This is a genomic window from Pseudomonas sp. NBRC 111139, assembly GCF_001753955.1.
GTDB classification, from domain to species: Bacteria; Pseudomonadota; Gammaproteobacteria; order Pseudomonadales; family Pseudomonadaceae; genus Aquipseudomonas; species Aquipseudomonas alloputida.
Map to the genome: position 1 here is coordinate 49,068 of NZ_BCBP01000050.1, position 21,913 is coordinate 70,980.

Below are 21,913 nucleotides of genomic sequence, written 5' to 3' on the forward strand. Positions count from 1 at the left end.
TCAGGCCTCCTGCTTTTTCAGCATTGCCAGGCTCAGGCCGGTGAACGCGGCAAAGAAGCTCAGCAGGATCAGGCACTGCGGCCACAACTCGCGCAGGCCTAACGCCTTGGTGAAGGTGCCGACTGCGATGTCGAGGAAGTAGCCCGCCGGGAACAACTGGCCCATCACCGCTGCCGCGCCGTCCAGCGACGAGCGTGGCACGATCAGCCCGGAAAACTGGATGGTCGGCAGGCTGGTAATGATCATGGTGCCGAGAATGGCGGCGATCTGGGTGCGGGTGAATGCCGAAATCAGCAGGCCCAGGCTGGTGGTTGCCAGCAGGTAGGCCACGCCGCCACATGCCAAAGCCAGTACGCTGCCCTTGAGCGGTACGGCGAACAGCCAGCGGTTCATCGCCACCAGCAGCGCCAGGTTGACCAGGCTCACAGCCAGGTAGGGCATCTGCTTGCCAAGCAGGAATTCCAGGCGGGTGAGGGGTGTGGCGTAGAAGTTGGTGATGGAGCCGAGCTCCTTCTCGCGCACGATGCCCAGTGCCGTGAGCATGGCCGGAATGAAGGCCAGTATCAGTGCCATCACGCCCGGGCCGATGGCGTTCACGCTGACCACATCCTGGTTGTAGCGGAAACGCGTTTCCAGGCGCACCGGGTCCTGGCGTGGCTGCGGTTGTGGGCTGGCCTTTGCCAGTTGCTCCAGGTTGGCCTGGTGCACGGCTTCCACGTAGTTGCGGCTGGTTTCGGCGCGGAACGGCATGCCACCGTCGAGCCAGGCAGCCACCACCGGCTGGCGTCCTGCGTACAGGTCGCGACCAAAGCCGGGCGGAATTTCCAGTGCCAGTTTGATTTCCGAGCGTTGCAGGCGCTGGTGCAGCTCGCTGCTGTCGCGGATCGGCGCCTGTTCGGCGAAGTAGCGTGAGCCACGGAAGGCTTCGAGGTAGGCACGACTTTGCGGGCTCTGGTCCTGATCGTGCACGGCGAAGGCGAGGTTTTCCACATCCAGTGAAATGCCGTAGCCGAAGATCACCATCATGAACAGTGCACCCAGTAAGGCGAAGGCCAGGCGCACCTTGTCGCGCAGCAGCTCCTTGCCCTCACGGCCGGCCACTGCGAGCAGGCGACGCAGGCTGAAGCCCTGGCGCAGCGGTAGGGTGGGGGTGGACGCCTGTTCCAGCACGCTGCTGTCGGTGGCGGCTGGCGCCAGTTCCTGGGCCTGTTCCAGGCAGCGGACGAACGCGTCCTCCAGCGTGTTGCCCTGGTACTGGTGCTGCAGGGCATCGGGCGTGTCGCAGGCCAGCACCCGCCCGGCGTGCATCAGCGAAATACGATCGCAGCGCTGGGCCTCGTTCATGAAGTGGGTGGAGAGGAAAATGGTCACGCCCTGCTCGCGGGACAGCTCTACCAGCAGGCGCCAGAAGTCGTCGCGGGCGGCCGGGTCGACGCCGGAGGTCGGTTCGTCGAGGATCAAGACTTCCGGGCGATGCAGAACCGCCACTGCCAGCGACAGGCGCTGGCGCAAACCAAGGGGCAGGGCGCCAGACGGTTGGTCGGCGATAGCGGCGAGGTCGAAGCGCTCGATCAGCTCATCGATGCGCTGGGCGCTCTCGGCTTTGGGCAAGTCGAACAGGCGGGCATGCAGGGCCAGGTTCTGCCGGGTGCTGAGCTCGCCATACAGAGAGAAACTCTGCGACATGAAGCCGACCCGCTTGCGTGTGGCCAGGTCGCTGGCGTCCACCGAGCGACCCAGCAGGCTGGCGCTGCCCTCGCTGGCCGGCATCAGGCCGGTGAGCACTTTCATGGTGGTGGTCTTGCCGCAACCGTTGGAACCCAGGAAGCCGAAGATCTCCCCGCGGCCAATGGCGAAACTGACCTTGTTCACCGCTGTGAAGTCGCCAAAGCGCAGGGTCAGGTCGTGTGCCTCGATGGCGACCGGGCCGTCCGTGGCTTGGCGCGGCGGGATTGCCAGTGGTTGATGCTGCGCCTTGCCCGCGCCCTGGTAGTGGGTAAAGGCGTCATCCAGTTTGCCGCTCGGGGTGACTGCAGCCAGTTCGTGGCTAGGGCCGGCGGCCAGCAGTCGGCCGCCATCGAGCATCAGGCAATGCTCGAACTGTTCGGCTTCTTCCATGTAGGCGGTAGCCACCAGCAGGGTCAGTTGCGGGCGTTGTGCGCGAACCTGTTCAACCAGCTCCCAGAAGCGCCGCCGCGACAGCGGGTCGACGCCGGTGGTCGGCTCGTCCAGGATAAGCAGGTCTGGTTCGTGGATCAGCGCGCAGCAAAGGCCCAGCTTCTGCTTCATGCCACCCGACAGCTTGCCGGCCGGGCGCTGGGCAAAGCGCTGCAGGTCGGTGGCCTGCAACAGATTGGCCATGCGCTGTTCACACTCACGGCGGCCCAGCCCGAACAGGGTGGCAAAAAAACGGATGTTCTCGCTGATCGACAGTTCCGGGTACAGGTTGTTGCCCAGCCCTTGCGGCATGAATGCCACTTTGGGGTAGAGCGCCGTGCGATGGCGGCGTTGGCGGATCGAGCCACCCAGCACCTGCAGCTCTCCCTGCTGTAGGCGTTTCACGCCGGCGATCAGCCCCAGCAGGGTCGACTTTCCAGCCCCGTCAGGGCCTATCAGCGCGCAGCGGGTACCCACAGGGAGGCTGAAGCCTAGTGGGTGGAGGGCTATCACGTCGCCGTAACGGTGGCTGATGCCTTCGGCCAGCAGTGCCGGGGCGTTCATTGCAGGTTGGCCGGCCAGTCCACCTCAGCCGTGCGTACATAGCCGGCGCCTGGCATGCCTGGTTTGGCTTGCGGCACGGCGCCTGGGTCGCTCAGGCGCAGTTTGACCCGGAACACCAGCTTTTGCCGTTCGTCGCGGGTTTCCACCTGTTTGGGGGTGAACTGGGCCTTGGCTGCGACAAAGGCCACCTTGGCCGGCAGCGCTCGCTCGGGCAGGGCGTCGAGCACGATGCGCGCCTGGTCGCCTACGGTCAGCCGGCCGCTGGTAGAGGCCGGGAGGTACAGGTTCATGTACTGGTCGCTGGGGTCGATCAGCATCAGCACACGGCCGCCGGCACCCAGCACTTCACCGGGTTCGGCCAGGCGCAGCTGGATGATGCCGTTGATGGGCGCACGCAGGCTGCTGTCGTCGATTTCGCTGGTGAGCTGCGCCACTTGGGCTTCGGCGGCGCCAATGGCGGCCTTGATCGCTGCCAGTTGGGCGCGGGCAGCGACTACTGCTGCGTTGGCCGTGTCAAAGCGCGCCTGCTGTTGGTCGAGCAACTGCTGGCTGGCGAACTTGCGCTGGAAGATTTCGCGTACGCGCTTGAGCTCCTGGCTGGCCAACAGCAGTTCACTCTGGCGCAGTTGCACGGTGGCCTGGGCGGCGGCGTAGTTTTCTCGGGCGCGCAGCACTTCGGCTTCGGCCTGGCTGCGCTGGGCTTCCATGGTGCGTGTGTCGATGCGTGCCAGTAGCTGGCCACGGGTCACGTTGTCGCCTTCATCGACCAGTACTTCGGCCAGGCGACCGGGGATCTTGCTGGCGATCTGCACTTCGGTGGCTTCAAGGCGGCCGTTGCCCATGCTCAGGCCTTCGGGCAACTGGTCGTGAAGCGACTTCCAGTACCCCAGCCCGCCTGCTGCAGCGAGCAGTGCGATCAGTGCAGTGGCGAAGATTCTAGGGGCGTATCGGTTCATCGTTCTGCATCCTTGCGGTCATGCACAGTACATCATGCCTGGCGGCCATGTGTGGCGTGTTGATATCGGTCAAGCCCTTGACCTTAGCTGCGTATTCAGCGCAACGCGACAATCACCGCCCATTGCTCGGGCGTTACCGGCATGACCGACAGGCGGCTGCCTTTTTGCACCAGGGGCAACTCGACCAGACCGGCCTGCTGTTTCAGCCACCCCAGTTCCAGCACCCTTGGAAAGGTTTGTACGTGGGCCACATCCACCGCGCTCCACGGGTTCTTGTCGATCGTGGCCTTGGCATCGTGATAATGGCTTTCCGGGTCCAGCGCGGTCGGGTCCGGGTAGGCCGCGCGGGTGATTTTGGCAATGCCGGCGATGCCGGGTTGCGGGCAACTGGAGTGGTAGAAGAAGAACTCGTCACCCACGCTCATGGCCCGCAGAAAATTACGCGCCTGATAGTTACGCACGCCGTCCCAGCGCGCTTCGCCCAAGCGTGCGAGGGCTTCGATGGAGAGCTCGTCGGGCTCGGATTTCATCAGCCAGTAAGCCATGGATGCTGCTCCTGAAAAGGTTTGAAATAACCTGTTGCACGAAACCGACAGCCGGTTGGCGTCAAGGTTTGCGTGCGGACGCATGTTGTCGGAAAATGCGCCCCGTTTAAAGCGCGTGCGCCGGCGGTGCCCAGAATATCGCCGAGTACTGAACAGTTTGCCTGGGGGGCAATCTTCGATGAATCAACGTAAAAAGCCGGATCTGCTGTGGATCCTGGTGTTCATTTTTGGCCTGGGTGTGGTCACTACCGGTTATGCGCAAGGGTTCTGGGAGCGCAAGCTGGACAACGCCTATCAGATGCCGGTCGACGCCAGCCAGCCACAACGTTGATACCCCCCGCTGGCGCCGCTCAACGTGGCGCCAGGTACCAGCCACGGTCCGAGACCGTGCCCTTCAGCGGTACATCCCAACTGGCCTGCGCCAGCCGCTCGACCTTCTGGCATTCATGCGCCAGCCCCAGCAGCAACGGTTTTTTCCAGGTTTGCCGACGCGCCTGGTAGGCCAGGCTGCGATCATAGAAGCCACCGCCCATACCCAAGCGGCCGCCCACTTCGTCAAAACCGACCAGCGGTAGCAGAATCAGATCCAGCGCCCAGATCGGCCGCTGGCGTTTGCGATCGATGATCGGCTCTGGAATACGGAAGCGGTTGGGCTTGAGCTTCTCACCCTGCTCAAAACGCTGGAACACCATGCGCGTGCGCGGCCAGGCGTGCAGCACCGGCAGGTAGGTGCACTTGCCGCGACGCTGGGCTTCGCGCATCAGCAGGCGAGGGTCGATTTCACCGTCGTTGGGCAGGTACAGGGCGATGTGGCGGGCGCGGCGGAACAAGGGGTGTTGCGCCAGTTGGCGGTACAGGCCGAGGGTGGCCTGGCGTTGCTGGGCAGGGGTAAGGGCGCGGCGGGCATTGCGAAGCAGGCGACGAAGCTGGGGGCGGGTGAGCGGCACGTTTTCGGTCATGGCACGGGCAATCCCAGATGTGCTGGCTTGGTACGAACAGTGCCTGCGCGGTGAATCGTCGTACAAAGCTTGAATAAAGTCGGCCAAAACGAATTGCCCGCCTTGGGGGGCGGGCAAGAAAATTCAGGCTCCCCGATAAGACCGCTATCGGTGTAGCCCTTGAACCCGAAAGTTCAAGGTGGAGATTGCAGGGGGCGTTAAGGCTTTCCGTCGGGCGGACATGCACACCGGCCCCAGCGTGCAACCCCCGTGGTTGTGCGTATCGGCTCAGGGACATAACCGACTGGCGCATCCCCCAGGGAGTGGCGCCAGTATACCAATCTCAGCCGATTTTGGTATCCGTGTCGTCGGACAAAGCCTTATCTACCCGATCCAGCAGGTCGCGCACCTGTTCGCGGTTTGTGCCGCTGACCGGCGCATCGTTGCGGTCTTCCTGGCGGTGCAGCATTTCGTGGGTAATGTTCAACGCCGCCATCACCGCGATGCGGTCGGCACCGATCACCTTGCCGCTGCTGCGGATCTCGCGCATCTTGCCGTCCAGGTAGCGCGCAGCGCTGACCAGGTTGTTGCGCTCTTCCGGCGGGCAGATGATCGAGTATTCCTTGTCGAGGATCTGCACGGTGACGCTATTGCTTGAACTCATGAGTCTTGCTCCAGAGCCTTGAGGCGTAAAATCATCGACTCGACTTTGCGCTTGGCGATCTCGTTCTTTTCGATGAGGTGGGCGCGCTCTTCGCGCCAGGATTTTTCCTGAGCTACTAGGAGTGCATTTTGCCGTTTTAGTTGCTCGACGCGTTCGATCAGCAACTCGAATCGGCTCATCAGTGCCTGCAGGTCGTTCTCTTGCGTGGGTTGCACTCGATTCGCTCCGTCGTTGAGTCACCTGGCGATGATGCCTCTCCCTGGGCGGCAACGGCCAGTGCCGATGGTCTTGGCGCGCCTGCCGGTGCTAGGATACAAGGTCTTCATTCTAGACATTGCGCCGTCTGGCGCCTAGCTGCCCATGCCCAATACTCAATCGCCCTACAACGCTTTCGCCATACTGCTCTCGAGCAATGGCCATCCTGTCACCCCGGCCGAACTGCACGGCCTGCTGATTGGCCGCAGCTGCGCCGGCGCCGGCTTCGATGCCGATGCCTGGTTGGCCGATGCCGCCCAACTGCTGGAAATCGAGCCTGGTGACAGTGTCCGCAACGCCTTGGTCGGCTTGCAGGAAATGGTCAAGGGCGAGCTGACCAGCGACGACATGGCGATCGTCCTGCTGCTGCCTTCCGATGATGCTCCACTGAGCGACCGCGCCACCGCGCTGGGCCAGTGGTGCCAAGGCTTCGTGACCGGTTTCGGCCTGAACGCTGGCGGTAAGGACTTGTCCGATGAGGCCAAGGAAGTGCTGCAGGACCTGGTGGCCATTTCGCAGGTCCAGGAAGCGCTCGAAGAGTCCGAAGACGGCGAGAGCGACTACATGGAAGTCATGGAATACCTGCGTGTGGCGCCCCTGCTGCTGTTCTCCGAACTGGCCAAGCCGGCCGCACCCGCCCCCAAGCCCTCGCTGCACTGATCAACCAGGGGTAGTCTGCCCATGAGCCACATTCCCAAGGCCGAGTATGCCCGTCGGCGCAAGGCGCTGATGGCGCAGATGGTCCCCAACAGCATCGCCATTCTGCCCGCCGCCGCGGTTGCCATCCGCAACCGCGACGTCGAGCACGTGTACCGCCAGGACAGCGACTTCCAGTACCTCAGCGGCTTCCCGGAGCCCGAGGCGGTGATTGCTTTGATTCCAGGGCGCGAGCATGGCGAGTACGTGCTGTTCTGCCGTGAACGCAACCCCGAACGCGAGCTGTGGGACGGCCTGCGGGCCGGCCAGGAAGGGGCGGTGCGCGATTTCGGCGCTGACGATGCCTTCCCCATCACGGATATCGACGAGATCCTGCCTGGCCTGATCGAAGGCCGCGAGCGGGTCTACAGCGCCATGGGCAGCAACCCGGAGTTCGACCGCCGGCTGATGGACTGGATCAACGTGATCCGCTCCAAGGCACGCCTGGGCGCCCAGCCACCGAACGAGTTCGTTGCGCTGGATCATCTGCTGCATGATATGCGCCTGTATAAATCGGCGGCGGAAGTGAAGGTGATGCGTGCTGCTGCAGACATTTCTGCGCGTGCCCATGTGCGGGCCATGCAGGCCTGCCGCGCCGGGCTGCACGAGTACAGCCTGGAAGCCGAGCTGGACTACGAATTCCGCAAGGGCGGGGCGAAGATGCCGGCCTACGGCTCGATCGTTGCGGCCGGGCGCAATGGCTGCATCCTGCACTATCAACAGAACGATGCGCCGCTCAAGGATGGCGACCTGGTGCTGATCGACGCCGGCTGCGAAATCGACTGCTATGCCAGCGACATCACCCGCACCTTCCCGGTCAGTGGGCGGTTTTCGCCCGAGCAGAAGGCCATCTACGAGCTGGTGCTAAAGGCGCAGGCGGCGGCGTTTGCCGAAATAGCCCCCGGCAAGCACTGGAACCACGCCCATGAGGCGACCGTGCGGGTCATCACCGCGGGCCTGGTGGAGCTGGGCTTGCTCGAAGGTGATGTGCAGGCGCTGATCGACAGCGAAGCCTATCGCGCCTTCTACATGCACCGCGCCGGGCACTGGCTGGGCATGGATGTGCATGACGTGGGCGAGTACAAGGTGGGCGGCGAGTGGCGGGTGCTGGAACCCGGCATGGCGCTGACCGTGGAGCCGGGTATCTACATTGGCGCCGACAATCAGGCCGTGGCCAAAAAGTGGCGCGGCATTGGGGTAAGGATCGAGGACGACGTGGTAGTGACCAGGCAAGGTTGTGAAATCCTGACTTCGGGCGTGCCGCGTACCGTCGCCGAGATCGAGGCGCTGATGCAGGCTGCCCGCAAGGCCGTGGCATGAGCCGGGTAAACCTGGCGATCATCGGCGGTGGCCTGGTTGGCGCAAGCCTGGCGTTGGCCCTGCAGGCCGGCGCCAAGGCGCGCGGCTGGAAGATCCTGCTGATCGAGCCGTTCGCCCCCGGCGACAGCTACCAGCCCAGCTACGATGCGCGCTCGTCGGCATTGTCCTTCGGCACCCAGCAGATTTATCAGCAACTGGGCCTGTGGCAGGTCATCGGCCGCCGCGCCGAGCCTATTCGCCAGATTCACGTGTCCGACCGTGGTCGCTTTGGCGCCACCCGCCTGGATGCCCTGGAAGAGGGCGTACCGGCGCTGGGTTACGTGGTGGAAAACGCCTGGCTCGGCCAGTGCCTGTGGCAAGGGCTGGACAGCGAGGTGGTGAGCTGGCGCTGCCCGGCCGAAGTGACCTCGATGCAGGCCATCGAACGCGGTTACCGCCTGCGGCTGAACGACGACACCCAGCTGGAATGTGACCTGGCGGTACTGGCCGATGGTGGCCGCTCTGGACTGCGCGAGCAGTTGGGTATCCATGTACGCCACACGCCTTACCAGCAGAGCGCGTTGATCGCCAACATTACCCCGGGTGAGGCCCACGGCGGCCAGGCTTTCGAGCGCTTCACCGAAGAGGGCCCCATGGCCTTGCTGCCGTTGCCGGAAAACCGCTGCGCGCTGGTGTGGACCCGCCAGGGCATGGATGCGCGGCGCCTGGCCGACATCGACGAGCGCAGCTTCCTGCGCGAACTGCAGGGTGTGTTCGGCTACCGCTTGGGCGCGCTGCGCCAGGTAGGCGCACGGCACCTCTACCCGCTGTCCTTGATCGAGGCCCAGGAGCAGGTGCGGCCGCACCTGGTGGTGCTGGGCAACGCAGCTCACAGCCTGCACCCCATCGCGGGCCAGGGTTTCAATCTGTCGTTGCGTGACGTGCAATCCCTGGCCGAGGCGCTGCTGGCGGGTCCACAGCAGCCTGGCGACCTGACCACGCTGCAGGCCTATCACCAGCGCCAGCGCCTGGACCAGGCGATGACCATCGGCTTCTCTGACCAGGTCACCCGCCTGTTTGGCAGCAATCAGCCGTTGCTGGCTGCCGGGCGCAACCTTGGCCTGCTTGGGCTCGACCTGCTGCCACCGGCAAAAAGCTGGTTCGCCCGCCAGGCCATGGGCCTGGGCACCCGCCCTGATCCGCGGGGCCAGGCATGAGCAACCCGCGTAAACTGGCGCGTCGGGCGCGCATGCTGCGCTGGATGCTGAACCTCTACCCACCATACCTGGGTGCCGGTATCCGTGTGCAGCACATCAGCCCGGACCTGCGTAGCGTCAAGGTGGCGATGAAACTGACTCGCTGGAACCGCAATTACGTCGGTACCCAGTTCGGTGGCAGCCTGTATGCCATGGTCGATCCGTTCTACATGCTGCTGTTGATCGAGCAGCTGGGGCGTGACTACATCGTCTGGGACAAGGCCGCCAGCATCGATTTCATCTCGCCGGGCAAAGGCCCGGTGTATGCCGAATTCCACGTCGATGATGCGCTGCTGCAGGAAATCCGCCAGCAGGCCGCCACCGGCAAGAAATGCCTGCCGCGTTTGCAGGTCGATATCCGCGATGGCGCCGGCGAGTTGGTGGCGCGGGTCGATAAAACCCTATACGTGCGGCTCAAGCCGCAAGCGAGGCTGGCGTAAGGCATGGACATGCGCGCAGATCTGTTGATTGTGGGTGCCGGTATGGTCGGCAGCGCCCTGGCCTTGGCGTTGCGCCACAGTGGCCTGCAAATTTTGTTGCTCGACGGTGGCCCGCTGACGGTCGTACCTTTCGATGCCCAGGCCCCGTTCGAGCCGCGTGTCAGCGCGCTATCGGCGGCCAGCCAGCGCATCCTCGAGCGCCTTGGCGCTTGGGACGGCATTGCCCAGCGACGCGCCACGCCGTATTCCGACATGCATGTGTGGGATGGCAGCGGCACCGGTCAGATTCACTTCTCGGCGGCCAGTGTGCATGCCCAGGTGCTCGGCCATATCGTCGAGAACCGGGTGGTGCAGGACGGCCTGCTGGAGCGCCTGCACGACAGCGACATCGGCCTGCTGGCCAATGCGCGGCTGGAGCAATTACGCCGCTCTGGCGATGAGTGGCTGCTGACGTTGGCCGATGGCCGGCAACTGCGTGCACCGTTGGTGATCGCCGCCGACGGTGCCAATTCGGCGGTGCGGCGTCTGGCCGGCTGCGAAACCCGCGAATGGGACTACCTGCACCATGCCATTGTCACCAGCGTACGTTGCAGCGCCGGGCACCAGGCCACGGCCTGGCAGCGCTTCACTGACGAAGGGCCATTGGCCTTTTTGCCCTTGAGCCGCGATGGCCAGCAAGATTGGTGCTCAATCGTATGGTCGACCACTCCGGAGCATGCCGAGCAGCTGATGGCGATGGATGAAGCGGCCTTCCTGCAAGCCCTCGGGCGTGCCTTCGAGGGCCGCCTGGGCGACGTGTTGCAGGCCGACCCAAGGGTATGCGTGCCGCTGCGTCAGCGCCACGCCAAGCGCTATGTGGGTGAAGGCCTGGCATTGATTGGCGATGCCGCGCACACCATCCACCCGCTGGCCGGGCAGGGTGTGAACCTCGGCTTCCTCGACGCGGCGGTGCTGGCCGAGGTGCTGGTCAATGCTTGCGAGCGCGGCGAGAGACTGGCCGATGTGAAGGTGCTGAGCCGTTACGAGCGCCGGCGCATGCCACACAACCTGGCGTTGATGGCGGCGATGGAGGGCTTCGAGAGGTTGTTCCAGGCCGATCCGCTGCCGTTGCGCTGGTTGCGCAACAGCGGGTTGAAACTGGTGGAGCAGATGCCGGAGGCCAAGGCGCTGTTTGTGCGCCAGGCGTTGGGTTTGAGTGGTGACCTGCCGGATCTGGCCAAGGCTTGAGAGTGGCGGGGCCGCTTTGCGGCCCTTTCGCGACACAAGGCCACTCCCACAGCGTGGCGCAATCACCTGTGGCAGCCCTTTGCAACATCCGGTAACGCCTAGGTAGGTGAGCCAGAAAATGGGATTCACTACCATTCGCACCTCTCATACGATCGAGGAGTGCTTAAAATGTTGCCACGCAAGCCCCTACTGGCCGCCTTGGCCCTGACCCTGTTCGGCGGCACTGCCCAGGCAGCGGACGAAGTGGTGGTGTACTCCTCGCGCATCGACGAGCTGATCAAGCCGGTGTTCGATGCCTATACCGCCAAGACCGGGGTCAAGATCAAGTTCATCACCGACAAGGAAGCCCCGCTGATGCAGCGCATCAAGGCCGAGGGCGATAACGGCGTGGCCGACCTGCTGCTGACCGTCGATGCAGGCAACCTGTGGCAGGCCGAGCAGATGGGCATTCTGCAGCCGATCGAGTCCGACGTCATCGACCAGAACATCCCGGCGCAGTACCGCGCCTCGTCCCATGACTGGACCGGCCTGAGCCTGCGCGCCCGCACCATCATCTACTCCACCGAGCGGGTCAAACCCGAGGAGTTGAGCACCTACGAAGCCCTGGCTGACAAACAGTGGGAAGGCCGTCTGTGCCTGCGCACGGCCAAGAAGGTGTACAACCAGTCGCTGACCGCCACCCTGATCGAAACCCACGGTGAGGCCAAGACCGAGCAAATCGTCAAAGGGTGGGTCAACAACCTGTCCACCGATGTGTTCTCCGACGACAACGCGGTGATCCAGGCCATCGAGGCCGGGCAGTGTGATGTGGGCGTGGTCAACACCTACTACTACGGCCGTCTGCACAAGCAGAACCCGAACCTGCCGGTGAAGATCTTCTGGCCCAACCAGGGTGACCGTGGTGTGCACGTGAACCTGTCGGGCATTGGCCTGACCAAGCATGCGCCACACCCGGAGGCCGCGAAGAAACTGGTGGAATGGATGACCGGCGAAGAAGCGCAAAAGCTGTTTGCTGATATCAACCAGGAGTTCCCGGCCAACCCGAAGGTGAAGCCATCGGAGGAAGTGGCGGCGTGGGGCAGCTTCAAGGCCGACAGCATTCCGGTGGAAATTGCCGGCAAGCGCCAGGCTGAAGCCATTCGCCTGATGGATCGGGCTGGCTACAACTAAGCGCCAGGCCTTATCCTCTTTGGGCCCGTTAGGGCCCTTTCGCGGGTAAACCCGCTCCTACGGGACCTGCACTGCCTTGCGCGGTCCCCGTAGGAGCGGGTTTACCCGCGAACGACCGCGCAGCGGTCGCAATCGCACTCGAGATTTCAGCCTTGCCCCACACCCCTCAACGCCGCTGGTACCTCCCGGTCTCCCTGATCGCCGCCTTGGTGCTGCTGCCCCTGAGCGTGCTGCTGTTGTCCTGGCAATCCATCGACCTGCAGATCTGGTCCCACCTGCTCGACACCCAGATGGGGCGCCTGCTCGGCAATACCCTGACCCTGGTGGTGGGTGTGGGTGTGGGTGTCACCGTGCTGGGCGTCAGCCTGGCCTGGCTCACCAGCCTCTGCGACTTCCCCGGTCGACGCTGGCTGGACTGGGCGCTGATGCTACCGTTCGCCATCCCGGCCTACGTGCTGGCATTCGTCTTCGTCGGCCTGCTGGACTTTGCCGGCCCGGTGCAAAGCGCCCTGCGCGAGGTGTTCGGGCCAATGCGCCTGCCTCGTGTGCGTTCCACTGGTGGGGTAATCACCGTCCTGGTGCTGGTCTTCTATCCCTATGTCTACTTGTTGGCGCGCACGGCTTTTCTGGCTCAGGGCAAGGGCCTGATGGAGGCGGCGCGGGTACTTGGGTTATCGCCCCTGCAGGCTTTCTGGCGGGTGGCCTTACCCATGGCTCGGCCGGCGATCGGTGCCGGTATCGCCCTGGCGCTGATGGAAACCCTGGCCGACTTCGGTGCAGTGGCCGTGTTCAACTTCGACACTTTCACCACGGCCATCTACAAGACCTGGTACGGCTTCTTCAGCTTGTCCAGTGCGGCCCAGCTGGCCAGCCTGCTGCTGCTGGCGGTGATGCTGGTGCTGTACGGTGAGCGCCGCGCCCGCGGTGCCAGCCGAAGCGGCAACGAACGGCCGCGCGCGCAGGCGCTGTATCACCTGTGCGGCCTCAAGGCGCTGCTGGCCAGTGGCTGGTGCCTGCTGGTGTTTGCCTGCGCTTTCGTCATCCCGCTGCTGCAGTTGCTGGTGTGGTTCTGGCAACGCGGTCGGCATGACCTGGATGAGCGTTACGTCGGCCTGGTGCTGCACACCCTGTACCTGGGCAGCATGGCGGCGCTGGTCACGGTATGCGTGGCGCTGCTGCTGGCCTTCGCCCGGCGCCAGGCACCGACGGGCGGAATCCGCGCCGGGGTTGGCCTGGCCAATCTGGGGTATGCCCTGCCCGGTTCGGTGTTGGCGGTATCGATCATGCTGGCCTTCAGTTACCTCGACAACCACCTGGTCATCCCGCTGTCCAGCTGGATGGGCGGCGCCGGCAAGCCGCTGCTGCTAGGCAGCCTCTCGGCGTTGCTGCTGGCCTACCTGGTGCGCTTCATCGCGGTGGCCTACGGGCCGCTGGAGAGCAGCCTGGAGCGCATCCGCCCGTCACTCCCTGAAGCCTCGCGCAGCCTGGGTGTTGGCGGCGCAAGATTGTTTTTCAAGGTGTATCTGCCGCTGCTGGTGCCGGGGGCACTTAGCGCCGCGCTGCTGGTGTTCGTCGATGTGCTCAAGGAAATGCCCGCCACCTTGCTGATGCGGCCGTTCGGCTGGGACACCCTCGCCGTGCGGGTGTTCGAGATGACCAGCGAAGGCGAGTGGGCGCGCGCCTCGCTGCCGGCACTGACCTTGGTATTGGTGGGGCTGCTGCCGGTCATCGGCCTGATTCGCCGTTCGGCACGTCGACCCGGTCACAGTCACTGAGGATGTCAGTTTGCGACCTTGCGGCTACAATGCGCGGCATTCGCGCGGCGGGTGTGAGTAACAAGAAAAGCTGACGACCCAACGTCATCGACCGCCGCCGCTTCGCCACGCCCGGAAGGAGAAACCCATGGGACAGCGCACGCTTTTGTATGACCTGCACCTGGCGCTAGGCGCCAAGACGGTCGATTTCGGTGGCTGGGACATGCCCCTGCACTATGGCTCGCAGGTCGAGGAGCACCACCAGGTGCGCAGCGATTGCGGCGTCTTCGATGTCTCCCATATGACCGTGATCGATGTCGACGGCACTGATGCCACTGTTTGGCTGCAGCGCTTGCTGGCCAACGATGTGGCCCGCCTCGACGACACCGGCAAGGCGCTGTATAGCCCACTGCTGAACGAACAGGGCGGTGTAATCGATGATCTGATCGTCTACCGCACGGAAACCGGCTATCGCCTGGTCAACAACGCCGCCACCCGTGCCAAGGTGCTCGATTGGCTGCAATCGCAGCGTGCCGGGTTTTCCGTGGACTTCCAAGTCCGCCCTGATCTGGCCATCCTTGCCATCCAGGGGCCGCGGGCCCGCGAAAAGGTCGCGGCCCTGCTCAGCCCCGCGCGCGCTGCACTCATCCGCGAACTGCGCCCGTTCGAGGGCGTTGCTGACGGCGACTGGTTCATTGCCCGCACCGGCTATACCGGTGAGGACGGCTTGGAGATCATCTTCCCGGGCGATCAGGCGGTGGCCTTCTTCAACGATCTGGTCGGCGCCGGTATCGCCCCAAGCGGCCTGGGCGCCCGCGATACCCTGCGCCTGGAAGCCGGCATGAACCTGTACGGCCAGGACATCGACGAAAACCACACCCCGCTCACCTCCAACCTGGGCTGGAGCATCGCCTGGGAACCGGCCGAGCGCGACTTCATCGGCCGTGTCGGCCTGCTTGCGGAAATCGAGCACGGCGTGCAGGAAAAGCTGGTGGGTCTGGTGCTGGAAGAGCGCGGTGTACTGCGCGCCCATCAGGTCGTGCGTGTAGCCGGCATTGGCGAAGGGGAGATCACCAGTGGTAGTTTCTCGCCTACGCTGAGCAAGTCCATTGCGTTGGCGCGCGTGCCTATGGCTACCGGTGATCGGGCCGAGGTGGAAATTCGCGGCAAGTGGTACCCGGTGCGGGTGGTCAAACCGACCTTCGTGCGCCACGGCAAGATCCTGATCTGAACAATTTATAACCGGCGGGCGTACCGCTGAGCCAATCGAGGAATTCAAGACATGAGCAATATCCCCGCCGACCTGCGTTTTGCCGAAAGCCATGAGTGGGCTCGCCTGGAAGCCGACGGCAGTGTGACCGTGGGTATCAGCGATCACGCCCAGCAAGCCTTGGGTGATGTGGTGTTCGTCGAGCTGGCTGAAGTCGGCAAAGTGTTTGGCGCTGGCGACGCTGCGGGTGTGGTGGAGTCGGTCAAGGCCGCTTCGGACATCTATGCCCCGGTCGGTGGCGAAGTGATTGCGGTCAACGAAGAGCTGGCCGATAGCCCGGAACTGCTCAACGAAGAGCCTTACGGTTCGTGGATCTTCAAATTGAAGCCAAGCAACCCGGCCGAGCTGGACAAGTTGCTGGATGCGGCTGGCTACCAGGCGCTGATTGGCGAGTAAGACCGCGTCGATTGCTTCGCGGCTAAAGCCGCTCCTACACAGGTACAGCGCTGCATTCGAGACGGGTGCAGCCCCTGTGGGAGCGGCTTCAGCCGCGAAGAGGCCGGGCCTGCAGACAAGTTTCCCCGCACAATCGGCAATCCCTTCCTAGACTTGTAAGTCTCCATGAGGCCTGGTCTAGGAAGAGAGCGTCGTCATGTCCCAGTCGCCATCCCTGCATCAACTGCAAGAGCTCAACCCATTTCTGCGCCGCCACCTGGGCCCCGATGCCACAGAGCAGCAGGCCATGCTCAACGCGCTGGGTATCGCCAGCCGCAACGAGCTGATCGAGCAGACCGTTCCCCCAGACATCCGCCTCAATCGCCCCCTCGACCTCCCTGCGGCACTGGACGAGCAAGCCGCCCTGGCCAAGCTGGCCGGTTATGCCGAACAGAACCAGGTCTGGACCAGCCTCATCGGCATGGGCTACCACGGTACCATCACCCCCACGGTCATCCTGCGCAACGTGCTGGAAAACCCCGGTTGGTACACCGCCTACACGCCCTACCAACCCGAAATTGCCCAAGGCCGGCTGGAGGCGCTGCTGAACTTCCAGCAAATGGTCATCGACCTCACCGGCCTGCCTCTGGCCAATGCCTCGCTGCTTGATGAAGCCACCGCTGCCGCCGAAGCCATGGCCCTGGCCAAGCGGGTGGCACGCAACAAGAGCAACGCCTTCTTCGCCGACGAGCACTGCCACCCGCAGACCCTTTCGGTACTCCAGACCCGCGCCGAGGGGTTCGGCTTCGAGCTGATCGTCGATTCTGTGGATAACCTTGCCAAACACTCGGTGTTCGGCGCTTTGCTGCAGTACCCCGACACCCACGGCGAAGTGCGCGATTTGCGCCCGCTGATCGACCATTTGCACGGCCAACAGGCCTTGGCCTGCGTAGCCGCTGACCTGCTGAGCCTGGTGGTGCTGGCACCGCCCGGAGAGCTGGGCGCCGATGTGGTGCTGGGCTCGACCCAGCGCTTTGGTGTGCCGATGGGCTACGGCGGGCCTCACGCGGCCTATTTCGCCTGTCGCGACGACTACAAGCGGGCCATGCCGGGTCGCATCATCGGCGTATCGCGCGATGCCCGTGGCAACACTGCATTACGGATGGCCCTGCAAACCCGCGAGCAGCATATTCGCCGCGAAAAGGCCAACTCCAACATCTGCACGGCCCAGGTGCTGTTGGCCAACATTGCCGGCTTCTACGCGGTGTACCACGGCCCGGAAGGCCTGCAACGCATCGCGCAGCGTGTGCACCGGCTGACCTTCATCCTGGCTGCCGGCCTTGAGGCCAAAGGCATCAAACGCCTCAATCAGCACTTCTTCGACACCCTTACCCTGAATGTTGGTGGTGCCCAGGCTGCCATCATTGAAAGCGCCGAGGCCGCGCACATCAATTTGCGCATTCTCGGTCGCGGGCACCTGGGCGTGAGCCTGGACGAAACCTGCAACGAACAGACGGTGCTGCGCCTGCTCGACATCTTCCTGGGGGTGGATCATGGCCTGGAAATCACCGCCCTCGACCAGCTGGCCCTGCCTGAAGGCATCCCCGCCAGCCTGGTGCGACGCACGCCATTCCTCGCCCACCCCGTGTTCAACCTGCATCACAGCGAAACAGAGATGCTGCGCTACCTCAAGCAGCTAGAGAACAAGGACCTGGCGCTGAACCAGTCGATGATTCCGCTGGGCTCGTGCACCATGAAGCTCAACGCCACCAGTGAGATGATCCCCATCACCTGGCCCGGTTTTGCCCAGCTGCACCCGTTCGCCCCGGCGGCCCAGGCGGCAGGCTACAAGGCGATGATCGACGAACTGGAAAGCTGGCTGTGCGCGATCACCGGCTTCGATGCGATCTGCATGCAGCCCAACTCCGGTGCTCAGGGTGAATACGCCGGCCTGATGGCCATTACGCGCTATCACCGCAGCCGCCATCAGCCGATGCGCACGTTGTGCCTGATCCCTTCGTCGGCCCACGGCACCAACCCGGCGTCGGCACAGATGGCCGGCATGGACGTGGTGATCGTCGATTGCGACAACGATGGCAACGTCGACCTGGCTGACCTCAAAGCCAAGGCGCACGCGGCCGGGGAGCGTCTGTCGTGCCTGATGATTACCTACCCTTCGACCCACGGTGTGTACGAGGAAGGGATACGCGAAATCTGCGATGTGGTGCACCAGCACGGCGGCCAGGTTTACATGGACGGTGCCAACCTCAATGCCCAGGTGGGCCTGGCGCGCCCCGCAGACATTGGGGCCGATGTTTCACACATGAACCTGCACAAGACGTTCTGCATTCCCCACGGCGGTGGCGGCCCGGGTATGGGGCCGATCGGTATCCGCGCGCACCTCAAGCCGTTCGTCGCCAGCCACCCGGTGGTGCCGGTGCCTGGGCTGGACCCGAACAACAGCGCGGTCAGCGCCGCGCCCTGGGGCAGCGCAAGCATCTTGCCGATCAGCTGGATGTATATCGCCATGATGGGCCCGCAGCTGGCCGACGCCAGCGAGGTGGCCATCCTTTCGGCCAACTACCTGACCAGCCAGTTGGGCGCGGCGTTCCCGGTGCTCTACCGCGGCCGCAACCAGCGCGTGGCGCATGAATGCATCCTCGACCTGCGGCCGTTGAAAGCGCTGACAGGCATCAGCGAAGAGGACGTGGCCAAGCGCCTGATGGACTATGGCTTCCACGCACCGACCATGTCGTTCCCGGTGCCGGGCACGCTGATGGTGGAGCCGACCGAGAGTGAATCGAAGGCCGAGCTGGACCGGTTCGTCGAGGCGATGCTGGCGATTCGGGCGGAAATTGACGAAGTACAGCAGGGCAACTGGCCAGCGGAGAACAACCCGCTGAAGCATGCACCGCATACCTTGGCTGATGTGCTGGGGGGGTGGGACAGGCCGTATAGCCTGGAGCAGGCGGTGGCCCCCAGTGCTCACGTGCGCCAGCACAAATACTGGCCGGCGGTGAACCGGGTAGACAACGTGTATGGGGACAGGAATCTGTTCTGTGCGTGTGTGCCGGTGGAGGCTTATCGCTGAGGTAGGTGTTGGATGCTTCGCGGGTGCCTGTAGGAGCGGGTTTACCCGCGAAGCAGGCGACGCAGTTACTCGGCTACTGCATTTTTGGCCAGGATGGCATTGGCCAACTCCATGTCGGAAGCCTGCATCCCTGGGTTCTCTGCCCGTGCCTCGCGCATGGCCGCTTCCAGGAACGGCCCGCGGATCGCGCCTTCGCTGGCGACGAAGCTGCTGGCGTCATCCTGCGCGGCCACTACCAGCTTGTGATCCCGCGAGGTCAGGTAGCTCGATGCCGTGGTAGCACCGGAAGTCATCACGTTACGCCAGAAGGTATCGGCCATGGCCGAGCCAATAGGCAGCGAAAGCAAGGTAGCGGCGGCAATGGCGGTTTTGAGACGCATGTTGAAACACCTCGAAGGGTGATGGTTGAAGATGCGCGCTTGGATCTTTTCGGGCGAGGCAAGTTCCTTGAATACAAAGGACTTTTCGTCAGTTGCAGACGCGCAGCACTTCCTCGGCACGGGTCTGCCCAGCGGCCACTTTGGCCTCGCCGCAATGGCGCAGGTCAATCAGGCCATCGGCCAGCGCCTGGCGCCGCAATCGGGTCAGGTCGGCATCAGGGCCGATCAATGCGCGCAAGGTGTCGCTGGGCTCGAGCAGTTCGAATAATCCTGTGCGCCCCTGAAAACCGGTGCCGCGGCAGGCTCGGCAGGTGGCTGATGAACCTGCCTGGCAGTCGGTGCAGACGGTTCGCACCAGGCGCTGGGCCATCACCCCGATAAGCGTCGCCTTGATCAGGTAGTCGGCCACACCCAGCTCTTGCAAGCGGGTAATCGCTGCACAAGCGTCGTTGGTATGCAGGGTGGACAGTACCAGGTGCCCGGTCAGCGCTGCCTGAACTGCCACCAGGGCGGTTTCGCGGTCGCGAATTTCGCCGATCATGATGATATCGGGATCTTGGCGCAGCATGGCCCTGACCGCGTTGGCAAACCCCAGGTCCAGCGCGGGCTGCACCTGCAGCTGGTTGAAGGCTGGCTCCAGGCGCTCGATCGGGTCTTCGATGGTGCACAGGTTGACCTGTGGGGTGGCCAACAGTTTGAGGCTGGTGTACAGCGTGCTGGTTTTGCCGGAGCCGGTGGGGCCGGTGACCAGGATGATGCCTTGGCGCTGACGTAGCAGGCGCTGCCATTGGGCCAGTTGCTGGCCGTGCAGGCCAAGGCGGTCGAAGCCCTCTTGCAACTGGTGCGGGTCGAACAGGCGCAGCACCAGTTTCTCGCCAAACGGGGTGGGCAGGGTCGAAAGCCGCAGCTCCACTTCTCCACCACCGGGCAGGCGGCTTTGCAACCGGCCGTCCTGCGGCCGGCGTTTCTCGGCAACGTCCATGCGGCCCAGGTGTTTCAGGCGGCTGACGAGGGCCAGGGTGACCCCGGCGGGGAAGGCATAGACGGTGTGCAGCAGGCCATCGATGCGGTAGCGCAGCTGGCCCTGTTCGCGGCGCGGTTCCAAGTGGATATCGCTGGCGCGTTGCTCAATGGCGTACTGCAGCAGCCAGTCGACGATATGCACAATGTGTGCGTCGTCTGCGCTGGCCTCGGCCTGGCGTTTGCCCAGCTCCAGCAATTGCTCAAGTTCCCCCAGGCTGGCCGACTGCTGGTATTGCGCGCCTTTTACCGACTGGGCCAGGCGGTGGAACGACTGCGCTGACTCACGGATCTGCTGCGGGCTGGCCAGTACGCGACGGATCGATCGGCCGAGGCTACGGGCCAGGTCGGCCTGCCAGTCATCCTGGAAAGGCTGGGCGCTGGCGACGGTGACGCTGGAGGCATCGGCCGCGACGATGAGGATGCCGTGGCGCTGGGCGAAGGCTGGGGAGATCAGGCCGGTGACCTGGGGCAGGTCGATTTGCATGGGGTCGATGCGCAGGTAGGGCTGGCCGACCTTGTCGGCCAGCCATTGGCAAAGGTACTCCAGGTCCAGAGGCTGACCAGGGTGCTGGCGGTTTTCCAGGCTGCAGGCGGCGATGTGTTCCAGCGGGTGGCTAGTGGGGTGGGCAGCGGCGTGTTCGAGTACTTGCAGGGTATCGCTGGCGTGCAGGTGCTGGTCAGCGAGCAGGGCCTGGAGCACACGCTTGAGGTCGAGTGCCGGATTGTCGGGGGTATGCATGGGTGGCGTCCGTGCCTGATCGGGTAGTGCTGATCAAGGCTAGCCGGGCGGCGGGTGGCTATTGGAGGTGAAAGGTTTCGGGATTTTGCTGCGCCTGTTCCGGACGCTTCGCGGGTGAACCCGCTCCTACAGGGATCGTACGTGCCTTGAGGTACAGGTCCAGCAGAGAGGGTGGTTCAGACCACTGCCAACGCCACTCGCTGCAAGTTGGTCAGGCTCACCTCACCCACACACACCAGGTTACGCAGTTTCTGTGCAATGACCTCGGCCCGGTGCCAGCTCAACCCGCCAATGCCGATTTCGATATCCAGCCAGTCATCCTGCTGGCTGACCTGCACGCTATGCGGGGTCAGGAACTGCAAGGCGAACAGGTTGAGCACCCGGCACAGGCTATCGGGCTCGGCCTCGGCCTGCAGGCGATAGTGCACGGTGCTGTGGGCGTTGGTGGCGGCCCAGGCGTCGGTACGGGGCTGTGCGTTCATGCTGGTCTCCGCAAATGAGGGAGAAATTCTTGCACGTTGCTGGCGGTATTTTTTCGCTATGATTGGGTGATTTCGCCTTATTGGTGAATTCTTTTATTCAAAAAAATCTGATGTGGAGAATAGATAATGCACAGCGAGCTGGACGCCTACGACCGTCGCATCCTCGAACTGCTGCAGGAGGACGCTTCGCTGTCCAGTGCACAGATCGCCGAGCGCGTCGGGCTGTCGCAATCGCCGTGCTGGCGGCGCATTCAGCGCTTGAAGGAAGAGGGGGTGATTCGTGGGCAGGTGACCTTGCTGGACCGTAAGAAGGTCGGCCTGAACACGCAGATTTTCGCCGAAGTGAAATTGAACGCCCACGGGCGCTCCAACTTCACCGAGTTCACCGAGGCGATCCGCGGGTTCCCTGAGGTGCTGGAGTGTTATGTACTGATGGGGGCTGTGGACTTTCTGCTGCGCATCGTCACGTCTGACATCGAGGCCTACGAGCGGTTCTTCTTCGAAAAACTGTCGAACGTGCCGGGGATTCAGGAGGTGAATTCGATTGTGGCGCTTTCCGAGATCAAGTCCACCACTAGCCTGCCGCTATCGCGTTGAGGCCATTCGCGGGTAAACCCGCTCCTACACCGGTG

Annotated in this window: 21 protein-coding genes and 1 other RNA gene; 12 read left to right on the top strand and 10 right to left on the bottom strand. The window is 63.8% G+C overall.

The window, feature by feature from the left end; genetic code table 11:
- The 3 genes from rbbA to BJQ17_RS20140 form a co-directional block, all read right to left on the bottom strand.
- Nucleotides 1–2,721, bottom strand: coding sequence for a ribosome-associated ATPase/putative transporter RbbA (gene rbbA / locus BJQ17_RS20130; protein ID WP_060546271.1), 2,721 nt, complete (start codon nucleotides 2,719–2,721; stop codon nucleotides 1–3).
- On the bottom strand, nucleotides 2,718–3,677 hold the full coding sequence (locus tag BJQ17_RS20135) for an HlyD family secretion protein (RefSeq protein ID WP_003253678.1): 960 nt from the start codon (nucleotides 3,675–3,677) through the stop codon (nucleotides 2,718–2,720). The genes rbbA and BJQ17_RS20135 overlap by 4 nt, the downstream gene beginning before the upstream one ends.
- Before the next feature lie 95 nt (nucleotides 3,678–3,772).
- A complete protein-coding gene (locus BJQ17_RS20140) occupies nucleotides 3,773–4,222 on the bottom strand; it encodes an EVE domain-containing protein (protein ID WP_003253680.1) in 450 nt (149 codons plus the stop codon).
- A gap of 178 nt (nucleotides 4,223–4,400) precedes the next feature.
- Here BJQ17_RS20140 and BJQ17_RS31755 point away from each other — a divergent pair, with 178 nt between their 5' ends.
- Entirely contained in the window at nucleotides 4,401–4,553 is a 153-nt protein-coding gene (locus BJQ17_RS31755) for a hypothetical protein (protein ID WP_003253683.1), read from the top strand.
- A gap of 19 nt (nucleotides 4,554–4,572) precedes the next feature.
- Here BJQ17_RS31755 and BJQ17_RS20145 read toward each other — a convergent pair whose 3' ends face one another.
- The 4 genes from BJQ17_RS20145 to BJQ17_RS20160 all read right to left on the bottom strand — a co-directional run bounded on the left by BJQ17_RS20145 (nucleotide 4,573) and on the right by BJQ17_RS20160 (nucleotide 6,003).
- The gene (locus BJQ17_RS20145; protein ID WP_003253685.1) at nucleotides 4,573–5,181 is read right to left on the bottom strand and encodes a 5-formyltetrahydrofolate cyclo-ligase; all 609 of its coding nucleotides are present in this window, start codon (nucleotides 5,179–5,181) and stop codon (nucleotides 4,573–4,575) included.
- Between the two features lie 125 nt (nucleotides 5,182–5,306).
- A non-coding RNA gene (ssrS, locus tag BJQ17_RS20150) (6S RNA) lies at nucleotides 5,307–5,486 on the bottom strand.
- A gap of 17 nt (nucleotides 5,487–5,503) precedes the next feature.
- Complete coding sequence (locus BJQ17_RS20155) at nucleotides 5,504–5,824, bottom strand: cell division protein ZapA (protein ID WP_003253687.1); 321 nt, start codon at nucleotides 5,822–5,824, stop codon at nucleotides 5,504–5,506.
- The gene (locus BJQ17_RS20160; RefSeq protein ID WP_029886233.1) at nucleotides 5,821–6,003 is read right to left on the bottom strand and encodes a TIGR02449 family protein; all 183 of its coding nucleotides are present in this window, start codon (nucleotides 6,001–6,003) and stop codon (nucleotides 5,821–5,823) included. Before BJQ17_RS20160 ends, BJQ17_RS20155 begins: the two co-directional genes overlap by 4 nt.
- 181 nt (nucleotides 6,004–6,184) lie before the next feature.
- Between BJQ17_RS20160 and BJQ17_RS20165 the strand changes: the two genes are divergently transcribed.
- The 10 genes from BJQ17_RS20165 to gcvP all read left to right on the top strand — a co-directional run bounded on the left by BJQ17_RS20165 (nucleotide 6,185) and on the right by gcvP (nucleotide 18,657).
- Nucleotides 6,185–6,739 carry a YecA family protein gene (locus BJQ17_RS20165; RefSeq protein WP_003253690.1) on the top strand — a complete coding sequence of 185 codons (555 nt, stop codon included), beginning with the start codon at nucleotides 6,185–6,187 and terminating at the stop codon, nucleotides 6,737–6,739.
- 21 nt (nucleotides 6,740–6,760) lie between these two features.
- On the top strand, nucleotides 6,761–8,095 hold the full coding sequence (gene pepP / locus BJQ17_RS20170) for a Xaa-Pro aminopeptidase (protein WP_003253692.1): 1,335 nt from the start codon (nucleotides 6,761–6,763) through the stop codon (nucleotides 8,093–8,095).
- The gene (ubiH, locus tag BJQ17_RS20175; RefSeq protein WP_003253694.1) at nucleotides 8,092–9,291 is read left to right on the top strand and encodes a 2-octaprenyl-6-methoxyphenyl hydroxylase; all 1,200 of its coding nucleotides are present in this window, start codon (nucleotides 8,092–8,094) and stop codon (nucleotides 9,289–9,291) included. Before pepP ends, ubiH begins: the two co-directional genes overlap by 4 nt.
- On the top strand, nucleotides 9,288–9,770 hold the full coding sequence (locus tag BJQ17_RS20180; protein ID WP_003253696.1) for a DUF4442 domain-containing protein: 483 nt from the start codon (nucleotides 9,288–9,290) through the stop codon (nucleotides 9,768–9,770). Before ubiH ends, BJQ17_RS20180 begins: the two co-directional genes overlap by 4 nt.
- Before the next feature lie 9 nt (nucleotides 9,771–9,779).
- Nucleotides 9,780–10,997, top strand: a complete 1,218-nt coding sequence (locus BJQ17_RS20185) for a 2-octaprenyl-3-methyl-6-methoxy-1,4-benzoquinol hydroxylase (protein WP_162996151.1) — start codon at nucleotides 9,780–9,782, stop codon at nucleotides 10,995–10,997.
- Between the two features lie 168 nt (nucleotides 10,998–11,165).
- Nucleotides 11,166–12,167: an extracellular solute-binding protein gene (locus BJQ17_RS20190; protein ID WP_004575832.1), complete on the top strand. Its 1,002-nt coding sequence runs from the start codon at nucleotides 11,166–11,168 to the stop codon at nucleotides 12,165–12,167.
- Between the two features lie 152 nt (nucleotides 12,168–12,319).
- Nucleotides 12,320–13,942 carry an iron ABC transporter permease gene (locus BJQ17_RS20195; RefSeq protein ID WP_003253701.1) on the top strand — a complete coding sequence of 541 codons (1,623 nt, stop codon included), beginning with the start codon at nucleotides 12,320–12,322 and terminating at the stop codon, nucleotides 13,940–13,942.
- Nucleotides 13,943–14,069: 127 nt separating this feature from the next.
- Nucleotides 14,070–15,152: a glycine cleavage system aminomethyltransferase GcvT gene (gene gcvT, locus BJQ17_RS20200; protein WP_003253703.1), complete on the top strand. Its 1,083-nt coding sequence runs from the start codon at nucleotides 14,070–14,072 to the stop codon at nucleotides 15,150–15,152.
- 51 nt (nucleotides 15,153–15,203) lie between these two features.
- The gene (gcvH, locus tag BJQ17_RS20205; RefSeq protein ID WP_003253706.1) at nucleotides 15,204–15,587 is read left to right on the top strand and encodes a glycine cleavage system protein GcvH; all 384 of its coding nucleotides are present in this window, start codon (nucleotides 15,204–15,206) and stop codon (nucleotides 15,585–15,587) included.
- A 196-nt stretch (nucleotides 15,588–15,783) separates the two neighbouring features.
- Nucleotides 15,784–18,657, top strand: coding sequence for an aminomethyl-transferring glycine dehydrogenase (gene gcvP / locus BJQ17_RS20210; RefSeq protein ID WP_070096553.1), 2,874 nt, complete (start codon nucleotides 15,784–15,786; stop codon nucleotides 18,655–18,657).
- A 65-nt stretch (nucleotides 18,658–18,722) separates the two neighbouring features.
- Here the strand turns inward: gcvP and BJQ17_RS20215 are convergent, their stop codons facing one another.
- The 3 genes from BJQ17_RS20215 to BJQ17_RS20225 form a co-directional block, all read right to left on the bottom strand.
- The gene (locus BJQ17_RS20215; RefSeq protein WP_004575834.1) at nucleotides 18,723–19,037 is read right to left on the bottom strand and encodes a DUF2388 domain-containing protein; all 315 of its coding nucleotides are present in this window, start codon (nucleotides 19,035–19,037) and stop codon (nucleotides 18,723–18,725) included.
- An 88-nt stretch (nucleotides 19,038–19,125) separates the two neighbouring features.
- Nucleotides 19,126–20,799, bottom strand: coding sequence for a GspE/PulE family protein (locus BJQ17_RS20220; protein ID WP_070096554.1), 1,674 nt, complete (start codon nucleotides 20,797–20,799; stop codon nucleotides 19,126–19,128).
- A gap of 176 nt (nucleotides 20,800–20,975) precedes the next feature.
- The gene (locus tag BJQ17_RS20225) at nucleotides 20,976–21,281 is read right to left on the bottom strand and encodes a hypothetical protein (RefSeq protein WP_003253715.1); all 306 of its coding nucleotides are present in this window, start codon (nucleotides 21,279–21,281) and stop codon (nucleotides 20,976–20,978) included.
- A 126-nt stretch (nucleotides 21,282–21,407) separates the two neighbouring features.
- Here BJQ17_RS20225 and BJQ17_RS20230 point away from each other — a divergent pair, with 126 nt between their 5' ends.
- The gene (locus tag BJQ17_RS20230; protein WP_003253717.1) at nucleotides 21,408–21,878 is read left to right on the top strand and encodes an Lrp/AsnC family transcriptional regulator; all 471 of its coding nucleotides are present in this window, start codon (nucleotides 21,408–21,410) and stop codon (nucleotides 21,876–21,878) included.
- The last annotated feature ends 35 nt before the right edge of the window (nucleotides 21,879–21,913 follow it).

Coding starts and splice junctions, on each gene's coding strand:
- rbbA (WP_060546271.1), bottom strand. CDS start 2,721: ATGAACGCCCCGGCACTGCTGGCCGAAGGCATCAGCCACCGTTACGGC.
- BJQ17_RS20135 (WP_003253678.1), bottom strand. CDS start 3,677: ATGAACCGATACGCCCCTAGAATCTTCGCCACTGCACTGATCGCACTG.
- BJQ17_RS20140 (WP_003253680.1), bottom strand. CDS start 4,222: ATGGCTTACTGGCTGATGAAATCCGAGCCCGACGAGCTCTCCATCGAA.
- BJQ17_RS31755 (WP_003253683.1), top strand. CDS start 4,401: ATGAATCAACGTAAAAAGCCGGATCTGCTGTGGATCCTGGTGTTCATT.
- BJQ17_RS20145 (WP_003253685.1), bottom strand. CDS start 5,181: ATGACCGAAAACGTGCCGCTCACCCGCCCCCAGCTTCGTCGCCTGCTT.
- BJQ17_RS20155 (WP_003253687.1), bottom strand. CDS start 5,824: ATGAGTTCAAGCAATAGCGTCACCGTGCAGATCCTCGACAAGGAATAC.
- BJQ17_RS20160 (WP_029886233.1), bottom strand. CDS start 6,003: ATGAGCCGATTCGAGTTGCTGATCGAACGCGTCGAGCAACTAAAACGG.
- BJQ17_RS20165 (WP_003253690.1), top strand. CDS start 6,185: ATGCCCAATACTCAATCGCCCTACAACGCTTTCGCCATACTGCTCTCG.
- pepP (WP_003253692.1), top strand. CDS start 6,761: ATGAGCCACATTCCCAAGGCCGAGTATGCCCGTCGGCGCAAGGCGCTG.
- ubiH (WP_003253694.1), top strand. CDS start 8,092: ATGAGCCGGGTAAACCTGGCGATCATCGGCGGTGGCCTGGTTGGCGCA.
- BJQ17_RS20180 (WP_003253696.1), top strand. CDS start 9,288: ATGAGCAACCCGCGTAAACTGGCGCGTCGGGCGCGCATGCTGCGCTGG.
- BJQ17_RS20185 (WP_162996151.1), top strand. CDS start 9,780: ATGCGCGCAGATCTGTTGATTGTGGGTGCCGGTATGGTCGGCAGCGCC.
- BJQ17_RS20190 (WP_004575832.1), top strand. CDS start 11,166: ATGTTGCCACGCAAGCCCCTACTGGCCGCCTTGGCCCTGACCCTGTTC.
- gcvT (WP_003253703.1), top strand. CDS start 14,070: ATGGGACAGCGCACGCTTTTGTATGACCTGCACCTGGCGCTAGGCGCC.
- gcvH (WP_003253706.1), top strand. CDS start 15,204: ATGAGCAATATCCCCGCCGACCTGCGTTTTGCCGAAAGCCATGAGTGG.
- gcvP (WP_070096553.1), top strand. CDS start 15,784: ATGTCCCAGTCGCCATCCCTGCATCAACTGCAAGAGCTCAACCCATTT.
- BJQ17_RS20215 (WP_004575834.1), bottom strand. CDS start 19,037: ATGCGTCTCAAAACCGCCATTGCCGCCGCTACCTTGCTTTCGCTGCCT.
- BJQ17_RS20220 (WP_070096554.1), bottom strand. CDS start 20,799: ATGCATACCCCCGACAATCCGGCACTCGACCTCAAGCGTGTGCTCCAG.
- BJQ17_RS20225 (WP_003253715.1), bottom strand. CDS start 21,281: ATGAACGCACAGCCCCGTACCGACGCCTGGGCCGCCACCAACGCCCAC.
- BJQ17_RS20230 (WP_003253717.1), top strand. CDS start 21,408: ATGCACAGCGAGCTGGACGCCTACGACCGTCGCATCCTCGAACTGCTG.